At 71.7% G+C, this 16,595-nt stretch carries 14 protein-coding genes and 1 pseudogene; 13 read left to right on the top strand and 2 right to left on the bottom strand.

The genetic code is table 11. The annotated features are described in order from the left end of the window. The first annotated feature begins 4 nt into the window (after positions 1-4). Entirely contained in the window at positions 5-820 is an 816-nt protein-coding gene (locus ACQKIP_RS01625) for an oxidoreductase (RefSeq protein WP_365858951.1), read from the top strand. 319 nt (positions 821-1,139) lie between these two features. Here ACQKIP_RS01625 and ACQKIP_RS01620 read toward each other — a convergent pair whose 3' ends face one another. After that, on the bottom strand, positions 1,140-1,979 hold the full coding sequence (locus ACQKIP_RS01620) for an HAD family hydrolase (RefSeq protein ID WP_365858949.1): 840 nt from the start codon (positions 1,977-1,979) through the stop codon (positions 1,140-1,142). A 521-nt stretch (positions 1,980-2,500) separates the two neighbouring features. On the opposite strand from ACQKIP_RS01620, the gene ssd reads away from it, so the two are divergent. The 7 genes and pseudogenes from ssd to ACQKIP_RS01585 all read left to right on the top strand — a co-directional run. Continuing rightward, positions 2,501-3,643, top strand: coding sequence for a septum site-determining protein Ssd (gene ssd, locus ACQKIP_RS01615; protein ID WP_365858947.1), 1,143 nt, complete (start codon positions 2,501-2,503; stop codon positions 3,641-3,643). Further along, on the top strand, positions 3,640-4,815 hold the full coding sequence (locus ACQKIP_RS01610; RefSeq protein ID WP_365858945.1) for a TadA family conjugal transfer-associated ATPase: 1,176 nt from the start codon (positions 3,640-3,642) through the stop codon (positions 4,813-4,815). Before ssd ends, ACQKIP_RS01610 begins: the two co-directional genes overlap by 4 nt. Continuing rightward, the gene (locus ACQKIP_RS01605) at positions 4,812-5,699 is read left to right on the top strand and encodes a type II secretion system F family protein (RefSeq protein ID WP_365858943.1); all 888 of its coding nucleotides are present in this window, start codon (positions 4,812-4,814) and stop codon (positions 5,697-5,699) included. The genes ACQKIP_RS01610 and ACQKIP_RS01605 overlap by 4 nt, the downstream gene beginning before the upstream one ends. Continuing rightward, complete coding sequence (locus tag ACQKIP_RS01600; RefSeq protein ID WP_365858941.1) at positions 5,696-6,523, top strand: type II secretion system F family protein; 828 nt, start codon at positions 5,696-5,698, stop codon at positions 6,521-6,523. Before ACQKIP_RS01605 ends, ACQKIP_RS01600 begins: the two co-directional genes overlap by 4 nt. Positions 6,524-6,618: 95 nt before the next feature. Continuing rightward, positions 6,619-6,822, top strand: a complete 204-nt coding sequence (locus ACQKIP_RS01595) for a DUF4244 domain-containing protein (protein ID WP_365858939.1) — start codon at positions 6,619-6,621, stop codon at positions 6,820-6,822. After that, complete coding sequence (locus ACQKIP_RS01590; protein WP_365858937.1) at positions 6,809-7,201, top strand: TadE family type IV pilus minor pilin; 393 nt, start codon at positions 6,809-6,811, stop codon at positions 7,199-7,201. Before ACQKIP_RS01595 ends, ACQKIP_RS01590 begins: the two co-directional genes overlap by 14 nt. Further along, a pseudogene (locus tag ACQKIP_RS01585) lies at positions 7,198-7,482 on the top strand (Rv3654c family TadE-like protein); the annotation flags it as partial. The gene ACQKIP_RS01590 and the pseudogene ACQKIP_RS01585, both read left to right, overlap by 4 nt. A gap of 93 nt (positions 7,483-7,575) precedes the next feature. Here the strand turns inward: ACQKIP_RS01585 and ACQKIP_RS01580 are convergent. Continuing rightward, positions 7,576-10,029, bottom strand: coding sequence for a DEAD/DEAH box helicase (locus tag ACQKIP_RS01580; RefSeq protein WP_365858935.1), 2,454 nt, complete (start codon positions 10,027-10,029; stop codon positions 7,576-7,578). An 80-nt stretch (positions 10,030-10,109) separates the two neighbouring features. Between ACQKIP_RS01580 and bldG the strand changes: the two genes are divergently transcribed. The 5 genes from bldG (at position 10,110) to ACQKIP_RS01555 (ending at position 16,301) form a co-directional block, all read left to right on the top strand. Further along, positions 10,110-10,451: an anti-sigma factor antagonist BldG gene (gene bldG, locus ACQKIP_RS01575; protein ID WP_003975386.1), complete on the top strand. Its 342-nt coding sequence runs from the start codon at positions 10,110-10,112 to the stop codon at positions 10,449-10,451. A gap of 113 nt (positions 10,452-10,564) precedes the next feature. Beyond that, the gene (locus ACQKIP_RS01570; protein WP_365858933.1) at positions 10,565-11,002 is read left to right on the top strand and encodes an ATP-binding protein; all 438 of its coding nucleotides are present in this window, start codon (positions 10,565-10,567) and stop codon (positions 11,000-11,002) included. A gap of 350 nt (positions 11,003-11,352) precedes the next feature. Beyond that, on the top strand, positions 11,353-13,761 hold the full coding sequence (locus ACQKIP_RS01565) for a sodium-translocating pyrophosphatase (protein ID WP_365858931.1): 2,409 nt from the start codon (positions 11,353-11,355) through the stop codon (positions 13,759-13,761). Positions 13,762-13,948: 187 nt separating this feature from the next. Beyond that, a complete protein-coding gene (locus ACQKIP_RS01560) occupies positions 13,949-14,530 on the top strand; it encodes a small secreted protein (RefSeq protein WP_361190967.1) in 582 nt (193 codons plus the stop codon). 226 nt (positions 14,531-14,756) lie between these two features. Then, positions 14,757-16,301: a class I SAM-dependent methyltransferase gene (locus tag ACQKIP_RS01555; RefSeq protein ID WP_365858929.1), complete on the top strand. Its 1,545-nt coding sequence runs from the start codon at positions 14,757-14,759 to the stop codon at positions 16,299-16,301. Positions 16,302-16,595: the final 294 nt, after the last annotated feature.

The raw sequence follows: 16,595 nt of genomic DNA, 5'->3' as shown, positions 1-16,595 counted from the left end.
ACTCATGAGTACGACAGCCGATCCGCTCGCGGCCCTGGGCGCACTGCCCGGCGTGGCCGACTCCGTGGACTCCGTGCGCAAGGCCGTGGACCGGGTCTACGGCCACCGGATCATGCGGCGCCGCAGCAACGAGATCACCTCCGAGGCGGCGCTGCGCGGCGCACGCGGTTCGGCGGCGCTCTCCGGCGCCGACTGGGCGCTGGAAGAGGTGCGCCGCCGCAGTGACTTCAGCGGCGACGGCGAGGCCCGCACGGTCGGCGCGGCCCTGCGGCTGACCGCTGAGGCCGGTCAACTCCTGTCCATCTGGCGGCAGTCACCGCTCCGGGTGCTCGCCCGCCTCCACCTGGTCGCCGCTGCGGAGAACGACGAGGCCGCGGGCCGTCCGCGGCTCGCGGGCGAGCCGGTGGACGAGCCGCTGGTCGAGCTCGACGTGCCGGACTCCGACGAGGTGGCGGGCCGCCTCGAGGGTCTTTCGCAGCTGATCATCGCGGGCGGCTCGGCGCCGGCCCTGGTGACGGCGGCCGTGGTGCACGGCGAGCTGCTCAGTCTGCGCCCCTTCGGCTCGCACAACGGCCTGGTCGCGCGGGCGGCCGAGCGCATCGTCCTGGTGGGCAGCGGGCTCGATCCGAAGTCGGTCTGCCCGGCCGAGGCGGGCCACGGGGAACAGGGGCGGGCCGCCTACGTGGGGGCGCTCGACGGCTATGCGTCCGGGACGCCGGAGGGCATGGCCGCGTGGATCGCCCACTGCGGGCGCGCGGTCGAATTGGGTGCCAGGGAGTCGACGGCGGTCTGCGAGGCCATGCAGCGCGGCGCGGCCTGAAGGCTCCGCATACAGGTCCGTACACAGGGATGCGGCGGTACGAGTTCTCGTACCGCCGCTGGCATGTTCACCGGGTTACCAAGCGTCCTCGAAGGTTGCCCATCAGGTCGGGAACTTGGCCCGTCACCTGGTGCGGCTGGCCCGTAATCGACGGGTCGACGTCGCGTGGGTGCTCGGTGTTCATGCTTCGGTCCGTGGGGCCTTGGTTGCGTTTAAAGGTAATCCTCTCGGATGTCCTTGGTCTCGCGGGCCGTTGAATCCTTTGTACTCCTGTCCTGGACTAAGCGGAAGTCCTGGCACTACTTCTTTACTTTTAGGTTCAAACAAGGGTGAATCGGGCGCGCGTGGTCCGGCGTCGGCTCACGAACCACACGAGCCCCGCGGTGGCCGCCGCGGCACCCACCGCGGCCGCCGCGACGAGTGCGGGCCTGGACGGCGTCTGGCGCCGTTCCTTGAGCCGGACGGGGCGGTGGAAGTCGAGGATCGGCCACCCGCGCGCGACGGCCTCGCGGCGCAGTGCGCGATCGGGATTGACCGCGTGCGGATGCCCCACGGATTCGAGCATGGGCAGGTCGGTCGCCGAGTCGCTGTACGCGTGACAGCGGTCGAGGTCGTGCCCCTCGGAGTCCGCGAGCTCCTTGATCGCCGTCGCCTTGGTGGGCCCGTACGCGTAGTACTCCACTTCGCCGGTGAAGCAGCCGTCCTCGCCGACGACCATCCGGGTCGCCACCACCCGGTCCGCGCCGAGGAGCTCGCCGATCGGCTCGACGACTTCGGCGCCGGAGGTGGAGACGATGACGACGTCCCGTCCCGCGGTGTGGTGCTCCTCGATGAGGGACGCCGCTTCGTCGTAGATGATCGGGTCGATCAGGTCGTGCAGCGTCTCGGCGACGATCTCCTTGACCTGTTGCACGTTCCATCCGCGGCACAGCGCGGACAGATACTCGCGCATCCGCTCCATCTGGTCGTGATCGGCACCGCCGGCGAGGAAGACGAACTGTGCATATGCAGTTCGAAGTACCGCCCTGCGGTTGATCAGGCCGCCTTGGTAGAACGACTTGCTGAAGGTGAGAGTGCTCGACTTCGCAATGACCGTCTTGTCCAGGTCAAAGAAGGCGGCTGTGCGGGGCAAGGAGTGGTTTTCCACGAGGTCGAGCATAGGCGCCCACCATTCGGCGTAAGGTGAGGCGCGTGGGTTTGCCTGAGAAGGCTCTCGGGTACACCATGGAAGTCACGGATCGTTCGCGACCGTGCTAACCCGGTCTGGCTCCTCCCCCCCCGAGTCGGACCGTGGGGACGACCCCCGCTCTCCCCCCCGGCGGGGGTCGTCGCATGTCCGGATGGGTTTTCCTGGCATCCTTCGTCCCTCATCCGATCGCCCGGCGCCTCTCGACGCCCGCCGTGGCGATCTTTTTTCTTGCCCATGATTCGTCACTGTGCGTAGTCGTAAGGCTGCTGTGCGGAGGCCTTTTGAGTTGTCACCGGTATGGGTGAACGGGATATTCACAGGCCCCGTCTTGTCCACAGTTATTGAGCAAGATCCACACGTTATCCGCGACCGCTGCACGCTGATTCCGCCGGTTCTGCACGCGAAGTTCATGGCCGGATTGCCTTGTCCGGTTCATCGCCGATGTGGAACACGGCATTCAACGAGCTTGTAGTGAGAGGGGGCCGGGGATCGTGACTGGAGTGATTACACGTGACGGGCCGCCGCCGTCCGACGGACGGCACGGCGGACCGCTGATCGTCACGGAAGATGTGGAGCTGCTCGACGACCTGCTGCGGCTGTGCGCCGCCGCGGGGGCACGCCCCGAGGTGCAGCACGGCGTGCCCGAGCGCAGGGGAGGCTGGGACGCAGCGCCGCTGGTCCTCGTCGGGGACGACGCGGTGCATCGGGTGCGGGGAGCCGCGCGCCGGCGCGGGGTCGTCCTGGTGGGGCGGGATCAGGACGACTCCGGGGTCTGGCGGCGCGCGGTGGAGATCGGTGCCGATCACGTGCTCGTGCTGCCGGACGGCGAGCGGTGGCTGGTGGACCGCATCGCCGACGTCGCCGAGGGCGTGGGGCGGCCCGCGCTCACGGTGGGGGTGATCGGCGGGAGCGGCGGAGCCGGTGCCTCGACGCTGGCGTGCGCGCTGGCCGTCACGGCGGCCCGCGCCGGGCGCCGCACGATGCTCGTGGACGGTGACCCGCTCGGCGGCGGCCTCGACGTGCTGCTCGGCGGGGAGGCGGCCGACGGACTCCGCTGGCCCGCCTTCGCGCAGTCCAGGGGCCGGGTCGGCGGGGGCGCGCTCGAGGAGTCGCTGCCCGAGCTGCATTCCCTGCGGGTCCTGAGCTGGGACCGGGGCGATGCGGTGGTCATTCCGCCCGAGGCCATGCGGGCGGTGATCGCTGCCGCGCGACGGCGGGGCGGCGCGGTGGTCGTGGACCTGCCGCGGCGGGTGGACGAGGGGGTGGCCGAGGCGCTGGCCCAGGTCGATCTGGGGCTCATGGTGGTCCCCGCGGAGCTGCGTGCGGTGGCCGGGGCACGGCGGGTCGCGGCCGCGGTGGGCATGGTGCTGCGGGATCTGCGGGTGGTGGTCGGCAGAGGCGGCGCCGGGGGCGGCGGACGCGGCGGCTTTGACGGGCTGGGCGGTTTCGACGCGGACGAGGTCGCGCGCGTGCTCGGGCTGCCGTTGGTCGGTGAACTGCCGCGTGAGGCGGGCTTGTTGTCCGCGCAGGCCGCCGGGATGCCGCCCGGAGGTGCCGCGCGGGGGCCGCTGGCCCGGTTCTGCACGGCCTTCTGGGAGCGTGTTCCGGCCGACGCCACCGGAGGCGGCTCATGAGCGCCGTCGTCGGGGCCAGGATGCTGGACGGGGTGCGCCAGTGGCTCGCGGAGAACGGGACCGAGCCGACACCCGCCCGCGTCGCCGAGGCGCTGCGGGCCCGGGGCGGGGTGCTCGGCGACGCGGAGATCCTGGGCGCGGCAGCACAGTTGCGCTCGGAGCTGGTGGGCGCGGGTCCCCTTGAGGCACTGCTCGCGGACGACTCGGTGACCGACGTGCTGGTGTCCGCGCCCGACCGGGTGTGGGTCGACCGCGGCAAGGGCCTGGAGCTGACCGGGGTTTCCTTCGGGGACGCGGCGTCGGTGCGGCGGCTCGCGCAGCGCCTGGCGGCCGTGGCCGGACGCCGGCTCGACGACGCGAGGCCCTGGGTGGACGCACGGCTCCCGGACGGAACCCGCCTCCATGCGGTGCTTCCCCCGGTCGCCGTCGGGTCGACCTGCCTCTCCTTGCGTGTCGTACGCCCCCGGGCCTTCACCCTCGCGGAACTGACCGCGGCGGGCACGGTGCCGCCGGGCGGCGACCGGGTGCTGCGGGCACTGCTCGACGCCCGGCTCTCGTACCTGATCAGCGGCGGGACGGGTTCGGGCAAGACGACGCTCCTGAGCGCGCTCCTCGGCCTCGTGGGACCGGGGGAGCGGATCGTGCTCGCTGAGGACTCGGCCGAGCTGCGTCCCGACCACCCTCACGTGGTGCGCCTCGAGGCCAGACCCGCGAACCAGGAGGGCGCCGGGCAGGTCGGCCTGGACGATCTGGTGCGACAAGCACTGCGGATGCGTCCCGACCGGCTGGTCGTGGGCGAGGTGCGGGGCGCGGAGGTCGTCCATCTGCTGGCCGCGCTGAACACGGGTCATGAGGGCGGCTGCGGCACGGTCCACGCCAACGCCGCGCGGGACGTGCCCGCCCGGCTGGAGGCGCTGGGGACGGCGGCCGGGCTCGACAGGGCGGCGCTGCACAGCCAGTTGGCGGCCGCGCTGTCCGTGGTGCTCCATCTCGTACGGGACCGGGCGGGGCGGCGGCGGATCGCGGAGGTGCATGTCCTGGAGCGGGATCCGTCCGGCCTCGTGGTGACGGTTCCCGCGCTGCGGTGGGGCGAGAGGGAGTTCGTCCGGGAGCGGGGCTGGGAGCGGCTGGACTCGCTGCTGGCAGACGGTGGCGGGAGTGGTGGGGGATGAGTGCGACGGGAGTGGCGGCGGCCGCGTGTGCGGGAGGTGCGGCCTGGCTGCTGGTCGGGCGGGACCGAGGGCTGCGGCGGGCGCGGGCGGTCCTGGCGGCAGGGGACGAGGTCCCGCCGGGGGCCACGGCGTGGCGGCGGGCGGTGACCTGCGTCCGTGGCCGTATGCGGCACGAGTGGTGGGCTCTGGCGGGCGGTGCGGCGGTCGCCCTGCTCGGGGAGTCCCTGGTGCCGCTGATTCTGGGGGCGGTCGGGGTGCCGCTGATACGGCGCGTGCGGCGGGCCAGGGATGCGCGGCTCCTGGGGGAGCGCCGGGCCGCCGGGGTGATCGCGTTGTGCGGGACGCTCGCGGGAGAGGTGCGGGCGGGGCGGCAGCCGGGGGAGGCGTTGCGGGCCGCGGCTGACGGCGGCCTCGGGCTCGGTGATGCCGGGGCTGGTGCCGGTGGCGTCGCAGGGCTCGGGGAGGGGCGGGCCGGGGTTCTGGCGGCGGCGCGGTTCGGCGGTGATGTGCCGGGGGCGATCGAGGAGGCGGCGCGGGAGCCGGGGGCGCAGGGGCTGCTCGGGCTCGCGGCGTGCTGGCGGGTGGCGGTGGACCGCGGTGCCGGACTGGCGGCGGGGCTCGAACGGCTGGAGGGCGCGCTGCGGGCGGAGCGGGATCAGCGCGCGGAGTTGCGGGCCCAGTTGGCGGGCGCGAGGTCGACCGCGGTGATGCTCGCGGGGCTTCCGGTCCTCGGGCTGCTCATGGGGAGCGCGCTCGGGGCGTCGCCGCTGCGGGTGCTGCTGCACACCGGGGCGGGGCTCGGATGCCTTGCGGTGGGCGGGGCGTTGGAGGGCGCCGGCGTGTGGTGGGCGCTGCGGATCGTACGGGGGGTGGAGGAGCGATGAGTTCCGTTGTCCACAAGGCGGGGGTGGTCGTGTGGAGTGCGGCGGCCGTGCTGTGGCTGGTGTCGGCGGTCCTGGCGGCGCGGCGCGAGAGGGCGGCGCGGGGGCGTTCAGGGGGCGTGCTGGGGGTGGCTGGGCGGCTGCCGGTGGGGCTGGCGCGGCGGTGGTTCCTGCGGTTCCTGCCGTGGTCCCTGCCGTGGTCCCTGCCGTGGTTCCGGCGGCGGGACGTGGTGCGGGGGTGGCTGGCGGTGGTCGGGGCGGTGAGTGCCGGTTGGGTGCTGGTGGGCGGTGTTCTGGGATGCCTGGTGGGGCTCGGTGCCGGGTACGGGATGTGGCGGTGGCAGCGGGGGCGGGGCGGGCGTGCCGCGGAGTACGACGGCGCGGAGGCGGCCCGGCAACTGCCTCTGGCCGCAGACCTCCTGGCGGCCTGTGTCGCTGCGGGCGCGGGGCCCGTCGTGGCCGCGCAGGCGGTGGGCGATGCGCTGAAAGGGCCGTTGGGCGAGCGGCTCGCGCAGGGGGCCGCGGAGCTGCGGCTCGGCGGTGAACCGTGCGACGCGTGGCGGGGGTTGGGCGCGATACCGGGCGCGGGGGCGCTGGCCCGGCTCCTTGAGCGGGCGGGGGATTCGGGGGCCCCGGCGGCGGAACCGGTGGCGCGCCTGGCCGCGGACTGCCGTGCGGAACGGGGACGTGCGGCCACGGCGGCCGCGCGCAGAGCCGGAGTGCTGATGACGGCACCGGTGGGGCTGTGCTTCTTGCCCGCGTTCATCGCGGTGGGGGTGCTGCCGGTGGTGATCGGCCTGGCGGGCGGCTTGTTGAGCGGCATCTGAACGGTTGAACGGCTGGGCGGCTGAACGGCTGGGCGGCGGCTTCGCGAGGCGGAGCTGTCGTGACGTGAACGGACTGCTATTTCAAGGGGGTTGAGATGTGGGGACAGCTGTGTGCACGGGCGTCGCGACGAGCGGCGCGAGGAGTGCGGGGGGACGCGGGGATGGTCACCTCGGAGTACGCGATGGGGCTGATCGCGGCGGTCGGATTCGCCGGGCTGCTCTACAAGGTGGTGACGAGCGGGCAGGTCAGGGCGGCGTTGCAGGCGGTCGTGGAGAAGGCCCTCGATGTCCAGTTCTGAGAGGGGGCGGGGCGGTCGGCGGCGCCGCGGGGACCAGGGGTTCGTGACGGCCGAGGCGGCCGTGGTGCTGCCCACGCTCGTGCTGTTCACGATGGCGCTGGTCTGGGCGTTGCTGACCGCGTCCGCGCAGATCCAGTGCGTGGACGCGGCGCGGGCCGGGGCGCGTGCGATGGCCAGGCAGGACCCCGCGAGCGCGGCCGTGGCGGCGGCTCGGCAGGCGGCGCCGCGCGGTGCGTCGGTGGCCGTGCGGCGGGACGGCGATCTGGTGCGGGTGCGGGTCGAGGCGGACTCGCCGGGGCCGGGAGCGCTTGGGCTCGGTCTGCGGGTGCAGTCGGAGGCCGTGGCATTGGCCGAGGAGACGGTGGGGGTGGGCGCGTGAAGGGCTTGTGGGCTCCGCGATCCGCGTCGGACCGGGGAGCCGCCACGGTGTGGGTCGTCGTCGTGCTGGCCGTGCTGTGCGTGATCTGCGGCGCAGTCCTCGCGATGGGGCAGGTGATCGTCGCCCGCCATCGCGCGGGTGGCGCGGCCGACCTGGCGGCGCTGGCGGCCGCGGACCACTGGGCGCAGGGGCGTGCCGGGGCGTGCGCGGCGGCCGGGCGGGTGGCCGGGGCGCAGGGGGCTCGCGTCGTGCGGTGCGCGATGAGCGGCGAGATCGCGGACGTCACGGCGAGCGCCGGGTTCGGCCCGTTCGTGACCGAGGTCAGATCCCGGGCGGGTCCGGCAGGTCCGGCGGGGCCGGTCGCTCCGGGGCCCTCAGGGGGCGGGGGCGTCCTTGAGGAGGGTGGTGAGGAGGCGGACAGCGCCGCGCTTGTGCAGGGGGTCGTTGCCGTTGCCGCACTTCGGGGACTGGATGCAGGACGGGCAGCCGGCCTCGCACTCGCAGGAGGCGATGGCCTGGCGGGTGGCGGTCAGCCACTCCCTGGCCGTGTGGAAGGCCCGCTCGGCGAAGCCCGCGCCGCCCGGATGGCCGTCGTACACGAAGACCGTCGGCAGGAGCGTGTCCGGATGCAGCGGCACGGAGACACCGCCGATGTCCCAGCGGTCGCAGGTCGCGAAGAGCGGCAGCATGCCGATGGAGGCGTGCTCGGCGGCGTGCAGGGCGCCGCCGAGGATCTCCGGATTGACGCGGGCGGCGTCCAGTTGGTCCTCGGTGACCGTCCACCAGACGGCGCGGGTGCGCAGGGTGCGGGGCGGCAGGTCCAGCTTGGTCTCGCCGAGCACCTCACCGGTGATCAGCCTGCGGCGCAGGAAGGAGACGACCTGGTTGGTGACTTCCACGGAGCCGTAGCAGAGGCGGCCCGACCCCCAGGGGATCTCGGTGTCCGTCTCCAGGATGGAGATGGCCGTGGTGTCGCGGGCGGTCGTGGAGTACGGCGGCCCGGCCTCCTCGACCAGGGCGACCGAGTCCTTCAGGTCGAGGCGGCGCACGAGATACGTACGGCCCTGGTGGAGGTGGACCGCGCCCTCGTGGACGGCGGTGTGCGCGGCGGACGCGTCGACGGTGCCGAGCAGCCGCCCCGTGCCCTCCTCGACGATCTGGACCGGCTTGCCGCCCTCGCCGCGGATGTCGGTGAGGTCGGCGGCCCGCTCCCTGCGGGTCCAGTGCCAGGCCTTCGTACGGCGGCGCAGCAGCTTGGCGCCCTCCAGCTGCGGGAGCAGTTCCTCGGTGGCCGGGCCGAAGAGGGCCAGATCGTCGTCCGTGAGCGGGAGTTCCGCGGCTGCCGCGCAGAGGTGCGGGGCGAGGACGTAGGGGTTGTCGGGGTCGAGGACCGTCGACTCCACCGGCTGCCGGAACAGCGCTTCGGGATGGTGGACGAGATACGTGTCCAGCGGGTCGTCGCGGGCCACGAGCACGGCGAGCGCGCCCTGCCCGGAGCGACCGGCACGGCCCGCCTGCTGCCACAGCGAGGCCCGGGTTCCCGGATAGCCGGAGATGATCACGGCGTCGAGGCCGGAGACGTCCACGCCGAGTTCGAGAGCGGTGGTGGCCGCGAGGCCGAGGAGTTCCCCGGAGTGCAGGGCCCCTTCCAGGGCGCGGCGCTCCTCGGGGAGATATCCGCCCCGGTAGGCCGCCACGCGGCGGGCCAGGGAGCGGTCGACCTCGGCGAGGCGTTCCTGGGCGATCACCGAGATCAGCTCGGCGCCGCGCCGGGACCGTACGAAGGCGACCGAGCGGACGCCCTGGACGGTCAGGTCGGTGAGCAGGTCCGCCGTCTCGGCGGTGGCGGTGCGGCGGACGGGGGCGCCCTTCTCGCCGTGGAGTTCGGTGAGCGGCGGCTCCCAGAGGGCGAAGACGAGGTCGCCGCGGGGTGAGGCGTCGTCGGCGACCTCCTTCACCGGCAGCCCGGTCAGGCGCTCGGCGGCGACGGCCGGGTCGGCGGAGGTGGCGGAGGCGAGGAGGAAGACGGGGTCGGAGCCGTAGCGGGCGCAGAGGCGGCGCAGGCGGCGCAGGACCTGGGCGACGTGGGAGCCGAAGACACCGCGGTAGGTGTGGCACTCGTCGATGACGACATAGCGCAGGGCGCGCAGGAAGGAGGACCAGCGGGGGTGGGACGGCAGTATCCCGCGGTGCAGCATGTCGGGGTTGGTCAGGACGTAGTTGGCGTACTGACGCACCCATTCGCGTTCTTCGACGGGGGTGTCGCCGTCGTACACGGCGGGGCGGACCGCGTTGCCCAGGGGCGCCGCCAGTTCGCGCACGGCGCGGCGCTGGTCGGCGGCCAGGGCCTTCGTGGGGGCCAGGTACAGCGCGGTCGTGCCGCGGCCGTTGGGAGCCTCCGAGCCGTCCAGGAGGGCCGAGAGGACGGGCGTGAGGTAGGCGAGCGACTTCCCCGACGCGGTGCCGGTGGCGACGACGACCGACTCGCCGTCCAGGGCGTGCTCGGCGGCGAGTGCCTGGTGGGCCCAGGGGTGTTCGATACCGGCCGACTGCACCGCGGCGACGACCTCGGAACGAATACGATCAGGCCAGACTGCATATCGTGCCGCGCGCGGGGGCAAGTGCTCCGTATGAGTGACGCGCGCAGCACGGCTCGGCCCAGCGGTGAGCCGGTCCAGGACCGTCCGTGGGGACGTGCGTATCGGGGCGCCCGTGGTGGGTTCTCCGGGCGGAGAAAAGTTGGCCATCGGCACCGAGTGTGTCACTGGCGGGATGGACAATGGTCCCAAGGCGTCGTGCACGCCTGCCGGTAAGTGATTGAATGCCATCGCGGCTGGCGATCCGTCCTGGGGGCTCTGCCGAGGTGTCCCGAGGGATGACCGCTCGATAGCAAGGTGCTGGAGGATCCGTGGACCTGTCCCTGTCGACCCGTACCGTCGGCGATCGTACGGTCGTCGAGGTCGGTGGCGAAATCGATGTTTATACCGCGCCCAAGTTGCGCGAACAGTTGGTCGAGTTGGTGAACGACGGCAGTTTCCATCTGGTCGTCGACATGGAGGGCGTGGACTTCCTCGACTCCACCGGGCTCGGCGTTCTGGTCGGCGGCCTGAAGCGGGTGCGTGCCCATGAGGGCTCGCTGCGCCTGGTCTGCAACCAGGAGCGTATTTTGAAGATCTTCCGCATCACCGGCCTGACCAAGGTGTTCCCCATTCACACCTCGGTCGAGGAAGCGGTCGCGGCCACCGACTGAGAGCCGGATGTCCCGGGCCGGCCGCTCGCGCGGCCCGGGGGTGGCAGTACAGCAGGGGACCGGGCCCTCGGCCCGGCCCCCTGACAGCACGCGCGTATGTCCGAGGGGGATGCATGGCCACCGTTGAACTCCGCTTCAGCGCGCTGCCCGAGCACGTCAGGACCGCCCGCCTCGTGGCGGCGGCGGTCGCGCGCAGGGCCGGAGTGGACGAGGCCGTTCTCGACGAGGTCAGGCTCGCTGTCGGCGAGGCCTGCACGCGTGCCGTCGGGCTGCACCAGAGCAACGGCGTGGACGCGCCGGTGCGGGTCGCCCTGATCGAGGACGAGAAGCAGTTCTCCATCGAGGTCGGCGACGAGGCCCCGCACGCGACGGCTGGCGACCGGCCGCCCGGTTCCGGGCCCGACTCGTCCGCAGATCCGGATGCCGAGGGCGAGGACGAGATGGGCCTCGCCGTCATCAGCGGTCTCGTGGACGACGTGGAGGTCACCGCGGGCGAGGGCGGCGGTCTCATCCGGATGACGTGGCCGACGACCCCGGCACCGCTCCTCTGACCGGTCGACGACCCCGACGACTCCGGCGACCCCGGCGATGCTCCTCTGACCCTGCGGGCCCGCCTGCCCCGTCCGTACCGCCTCATCAAGGTCTTGCTCCCGACGCGGGAGCAGGGCCTTTTCTTATTTTGATCATTCTTTTGATCATTGCCTCGGTCAATTGCCCGGGGACTGCGAACCTGCGTCAACGGTTTTGAGGCATTACCGCTTTCGGGGTCAGTCTGCGGTCGCGATCATTTGCTGGGAAGCAATCTCCGGCCAATTCCGTTTGCGGCGCTCTGTTTTGATCAGGTTCCGCTCCCTACAATCCGTCCACATCTTGAGCTCAGCCCAAGCGTCAAGGAGGACGAATGGCGGGGCTTTCTACCCCTCATCAGTTTGACCAGCCCACAACCTTCGCAGCCGCAGTACTGACCGACGGAAACCGCCTCATCGTGATGGTCATCGCGGCCGTCGCGGTCGCGGCGCTCGCGGTCGCCTGGGTGCTCGTACGCCAGGTGCTAGCGGCCACCGAGGGCACCGACAGCATGAAGAAGATCGCGAAGGCGATCCAGGAGGGCGCCAATGCCTATCTCGGCAGGCAACTGCGCACTCTCGGTGTTTTCGCCGTCGTGGTGTTCTTCCTGCTCATGCTGCTGCCCGCAGACGACTGGAATCAGCGTGCCGGCCGATCGATCTTCTTCTTGATCGGTGCGGTGTTCTCGGCGACCACCGGCTATATCGGCATGTGGCTCGCCGTACGCAGCAATGTTCGCGTGGCGGCAGCCGCCCGGGAGGCCACTCCGGCGGAAGGAGAACCCGAAAAGGATCTCACCGCCGTTTCGCACAAGGCCATGAAGATCGCTTTCCGCACGGGCGGCGTTGTCGGCATGTTCACGGTGGGGCTCGGTCTTCTGGGCGCCTCCTGTGTAGTGCTCGTCTACGCGGCCGACGCGCCGAAGGTCCTCGAAGGCTTCGGCCTCGGGGCGGCGCTGATCGCGATGTTCATGCGTGTCGGCGGCGGCATCTTCACCAAGGCCGCCGACGTCGGCGCCGACCTGGTCGGCAAGGTCGAGCAGGGCATTCCGGAGGACGACCCGAGGAACGCCGCGACCATCGCCGACAACGTGGGCGACAACGTCGGCGACTGCGCCGGTATGGCCGCCGACCTCTTCGAGTCGTACGCCGTGACCCTGGTCGCCGCGCTGATCCTCGGCAAGGTGGCGTTCGGCGACTCCGGACTCGCCTTCCCGCTGATCGTTCCGGCGATCGGCGTCGTGACCGCGATGATCGGGATCTTCGCGGTGGCGCCGCGGCGCTCCGACCGCAGCGGCATGACCGCCATCAACCGCGGATTCTTCATCTCCGCGTTCATCTCGCTGGCGCTCGTGGCGGCGGCGGTCTTCGTCTACCTGCCGTCGACCTACGCCGACCTCGACGGTGTGACGGACACGGCGATCGCGGGTCACGACGGCGATCCGCGGGTCCTCGCGGTCGTCGCCGTCGCGATCGGCATCGTCATGGCCGCGCTGATCCAGCAGCTCACCGGCTACTTCACGGAGACCAACCGGCGTCCGGTGAAGGATATCGGCAAGACCTCGCTCACCGGTCCGGCCACCGTCGTCCTCGCCGGCATCTCGATCGGGCTCGAATCCGCCGTCTACACCGCGCTCCTGATCGGGCTCGGCGTGTACGGGGCGTTCCTGCTCGGCGGTACGTCGATCATGCTCGCCCTGTTCGCGGTGGCGCTGGCCGGAACCGGCCTGCTCACCACGGTCGGCGTGATCGTGGCCATGGACACCTTCGGTCCGGTCTCCGACAACGCGCAGGGCATCGCCGAGATGTCCGGCGACGTCGAGGGCGCGGGCGCGCAGGTGCTCACCGACCTGGACGCCGTCGGCAACACCACCAAGGCCATCACCAAGGGCATCGCCATCGCCACGGCCGTACTCGCGGCCGCGGCGCTCTTCGGCTCGTATCGCGACGCCATCGCGGGCGCGGCCAAGGACGTCGGCGAGAAAATGGGCGACGGCGCCCCGATGAACCTGGTCATGGACATCTCGCAGCCCAACAACCTGGTGGGCCTCGTCCTGGGCGCCGCGGTCGTCTTCCTCTTCTCGGGGCTCGCGATCAACGCGGTGTCGCGGTCGGCCGGATCCGTGGTCTACGAGGTGCGGCGGCAGTTCCGCGAGCGCCCCGGAATCATGGACTACTCCGAAGAGCCGGAGTACGGGCGGGTCGTCGACATCTGCACCAAGGACGCGCTGCGCGAGCTGGCCACGCCGGGTCTGCTCGCCGTGCTCACGCCGATCGCGGTCGGCTTCTCGCTCGGCGTCGGCGCGCTCGGCTCGTTCCTGGCCGGCGCGATCGGCACCGGCACGCTGATGGCGGTCTTCCTCGCCAACTCGGGCGGTGCCTGGGACAACGCGAAGAAGCTCGTCGAGGACGGCCACCACGGCGGCAAGGGCAGTGAGGCCCACGCCGCGGTGGTGATCGGCGACACCGTCGGTGACCCGTTCAAGGACACCGCGGGTCCGGCGATCAACCCCCTCCTGAAGGTGATGAACCTGGTGGCGCTGCTGATTGCGCCCGCGGTCGTCCAGTTCAGTTACGGGGACGACGCCAGCGCCGGTCTGCGGGCACTCATCGCGGTGCTCGCGATCCTCGTCATCATCGGCGCGGTGTACATGTCCAAGCGACGTGGCATCGCCGTGGGCGACGAGGAGGAAGGTGATGCCGAGCGCGTAAAAAGCTCGGCTGACCCGGCCGTGGTTTCGTAACACCGGGTCAGACTCTGCCCAACACAGGGGCGGGCGGCGCGTTCTGACGCGACGTCCGCCCTTCGTGCGTCCCGTGAGCCTTCTCTCGCACTCTCCGCTTGGTGCAAATGGCTGCAATAGGGGTGGTACCGGACCCTCGGCATGCGGTTGTAACCCGGTTGGCGTGTAAGTTCCGGGGCCGAGAGCCATGGAAGGGACCAATCCGGTGAACAAGAAGCTTGCAGCCGCACTGTCCGGCGGTGCGGTACTGGTACTGGCGCTGTCGGGCTGCAGCGACGACGGCAACGAGAAACTGGACTCATGGGCCAAGGACGTCTGTGACTCCGTTCAGCCGCAGTCGAAGAAGATCGCTGACGCCAATGCGGCGATCCAGAAGGAGACCTCGGACAACAGTTCGCCGGAGGACGTCCAGAAGACCGACTCCAAGGCGTTCCAGGACATGTCCGACGCCTACAAGGCGATGGGCGCCGCCGTGAAGAAGGCGGGCGCCCCGCCGGTCGACGGCGGACAGAAGAAGACCGACGACGCGGTCAAGGAACTGAACGCCATCTCCAAGTCGTACGGCGACCTGAAGAAGAAGGTCGACGGTCTGGACACCAAGAACCAGGCCGACTTCGCCGACGGGCTCAAGAGTGTGGCCGGTGAGCTGGACAAGCTGAGCAAGAGCGGTAACGAGGCGCTCGAGAAGTTGCAGGAGGGTGAGGTCGGGAAGGCGATGAGCAAGCAGGACAGCTGCAAGTCGGCTAGCGCTACGCCCTCTGCCGCCTAGGGGTTGCCCCCTTCTTTGGTGCGTTGCCCCGGAGCCTGGGGGACTACCCCCCGGCGCCGGGGCAGCGTTGCGTCTGGATGGGCCCGGCGGCCTTGGGGCTGTGCCCACCCGTTCCGCCTTGCGGAACGCCTGCCCACAGCAGGGAGGGCAGGGTGGGGTGGGGGCCGTCCTGCGGAACGCTCGTCCGCGGCGGTGGATACCGGCGTGAACGGGTCACAATGACTGGGTGAGTATTGCTAGCGCCCCCCTGCCCTCGTCCGATCGTGCCGACGTCTCCGCTCAGTTGCGGGAAGCCCTGCTGGCGGCCGACTTCACCGCTGACGGGCTGCTCGAGCTCCTCGGGGCGCCCGCCTACACGGCGCTCGCCCGCAGCGAGACCGTGCCCGCGCTGCGGGCCACCCGTGGAGAGGGGCCGCTGGAGACCCTCGTACGCCTCTTCCTGTTGCAGCGTTCCGTGCCGCACGCGCGCGTGGCGGCCGTGCTGCCGGTCGGGCCTCTCCAGGAGAGCGGCTGGCTGTCCGCGGCGGACGGCGAGGGTGCGCTGAAGGCGACCGTGGACGTGCGGCCCTACGGCGGACCGGACGGCGAGGACTGGTTCATCGTCTCGGACCTGGGGTGCGCCGTCGGCGGCGCCGGTGGCATCGGCAGCCATGAGGAAGGGGTCGTACTCGGCGTGGGCGGGGCGTCCACGACGCTCGCGGGCCTCACCGTGCGTACGCCCGTGGCCAGCGCTCTCGACCTCGGCACCGGCTCCGGGATCCAGGCGCTCCACGCCGCACAGCACGCGACCCGGGTGACCGCGACCGACCTCAACCCCCGCGCGCTGCACATCACGCGGCTCACCCTCGCGCTGTCCGGCGCACCCGATGCCGACCTGCGGGAAGGCTCCCTCTTCGAACCCGTGGGCGAGGAGAAGTACGACCTGATCGTGTCCAATCCGCCCTTCGTGATCTCGCCCGGCGCGCGGCTCACCTACCGCGACGGCGGGATGGGCGGGGACGATCTGTGCCGGTCGCTCGTTCAGCAGGCGGGGGAGCGGTTGAACGAAGGGGGATACGCGCACTTCCTCGCCAACTGGCAGCACGTGGAGGGGGAGGAGTGGACCGAGCGGCTGCGGTCCTGGGTGCCGCGCGGGTGCGACGCGTGGATCGTGCAGCGCGAGGTGCAGGACGTCACGCAGTACGCCGAGCTGTGGCTGCGGGACGCCGGTGACCACCGGACGGATCCGGAGGAGTACGCGGCGCGGTACGACGCGTGGCTCGACGAGTTCGAGGCCCGCAAGACGCGCGCGGTCGGCTTCGGGTGGATCACGTTGCGCAAGGCCGGTGCCGGATCGGGCGCCGGGTCAAGCGCCGCCGAGCCGTCCGTGACCGTGGAGGAGTGGCCGCACCCCGTCGAACAGCCGCTCGGCGAGACGGTCCGGGAGCACTTCGCGCGGCAGGACTTCCTGCGGGCGCACGACGACGCCGCGCTGCTCGCCGGGCACTTCAAGCTCGCGGCCGAGGTCGTGCAGGAGCAGGTCGGACTGCCCGGCGCCGAGGACCCGGAGCATGTCGTGCTGCGCCAGCACCGCGGGATGCGGCGGGCCACCAAGGTGGACACGGTGGGCGCGGGCTTCGCCGGTGTGTGCGACGGCACGCTGAGCGCCGGGCGCATCCTCGACGCGATCGCGCAACTGGTCGGCGAGGACCCCGTATTGCTGCGGGACCGTACGCCCGCGCAGATCAGGCTCCTGGTCGAGCAGGGCTTCCTGGAGCCGGCCGGTTCGTAGCCGCCGCCGGAGGTCCTGTCGGCTCGTAGACGCCACCCGAGGCCCGCCCGGCCCGTAAAGGCCGCCGAAAGCCCCGCTGCCGGGCCGTTGGCGGTACGCGTACGGCGTGTCTCGTACGTTTCGGGGACATCTGTCCCCCGTTCTGGGTGGGATGGACGGGCGTCGGCGAGCGCCGGACGTACACCGGAAGCCGCTGGACGTACAGCGAGACGGTGGACAGTGCGGACCAGCTCCGGGGTGACCGGTTCCGGTCGAGTTGTGCCCGGTATCGGGCGGTGATTCAGGCCGGGCGCC

The organism is Streptomyces sp. NPDC059900 (assembly GCF_050270335.1).
GTDB lineage: Bacteria > Actinomycetota > Actinomycetes > Streptomycetales > Streptomycetaceae > Streptomyces.
This window is presented reverse-complemented; position numbering and strand designations above follow the sequence as displayed.

Coding starts and splice junctions, on each gene's coding strand:
- ACQKIP_RS01605 (WP_365858943.1), top strand. CDS start 4,812: ATGAGTGCGACGGGAGTGGCGGCGGCCGCGTGTGCGGGAGGTGCGGCC.
- ACQKIP_RS01600 (WP_365858941.1), top strand. CDS start 5,696: ATGAGTTCCGTTGTCCACAAGGCGGGGGTGGTCGTGTGGAGTGCGGCG.
- ACQKIP_RS01580 (WP_365858935.1), bottom strand. CDS start 10,029: ATGGCATTCAATCACTTACCGGCAGGCGTGCACGACGCCTTGGGACCA.
- ACQKIP_RS01595 (WP_365858939.1), top strand. CDS start 6,619: ATGTGGGGACAGCTGTGTGCACGGGCGTCGCGACGAGCGGCGCGAGGA.
- ACQKIP_RS01590 (WP_365858937.1), top strand. CDS start 6,809: ATGTCCAGTTCTGAGAGGGGGCGGGGCGGTCGGCGGCGCCGCGGGGAC.
- ACQKIP_RS01570 (WP_365858933.1), top strand. CDS start 10,565: ATGGCCACCGTTGAACTCCGCTTCAGCGCGCTGCCCGAGCACGTCAGG.
- ACQKIP_RS01565 (WP_365858931.1), top strand. CDS start 11,353: ATGGCGGGGCTTTCTACCCCTCATCAGTTTGACCAGCCCACAACCTTC.
- ACQKIP_RS01560 (WP_361190967.1), top strand. CDS start 13,949: ATGGAAGGGACCAATCCGGTGAACAAGAAGCTTGCAGCCGCACTGTCC.
- ACQKIP_RS01620 (WP_365858949.1), bottom strand. CDS start 1,979: ATGCTCGACCTCGTGGAAAACCACTCCTTGCCCCGCACAGCCGCCTTC.
- ACQKIP_RS01625 (WP_365858951.1), top strand. CDS start 5: ATGAGTACGACAGCCGATCCGCTCGCGGCCCTGGGCGCACTGCCCGGC.
- ACQKIP_RS01610 (WP_365858945.1), top strand. CDS start 3,640: ATGAGCGCCGTCGTCGGGGCCAGGATGCTGGACGGGGTGCGCCAGTGG.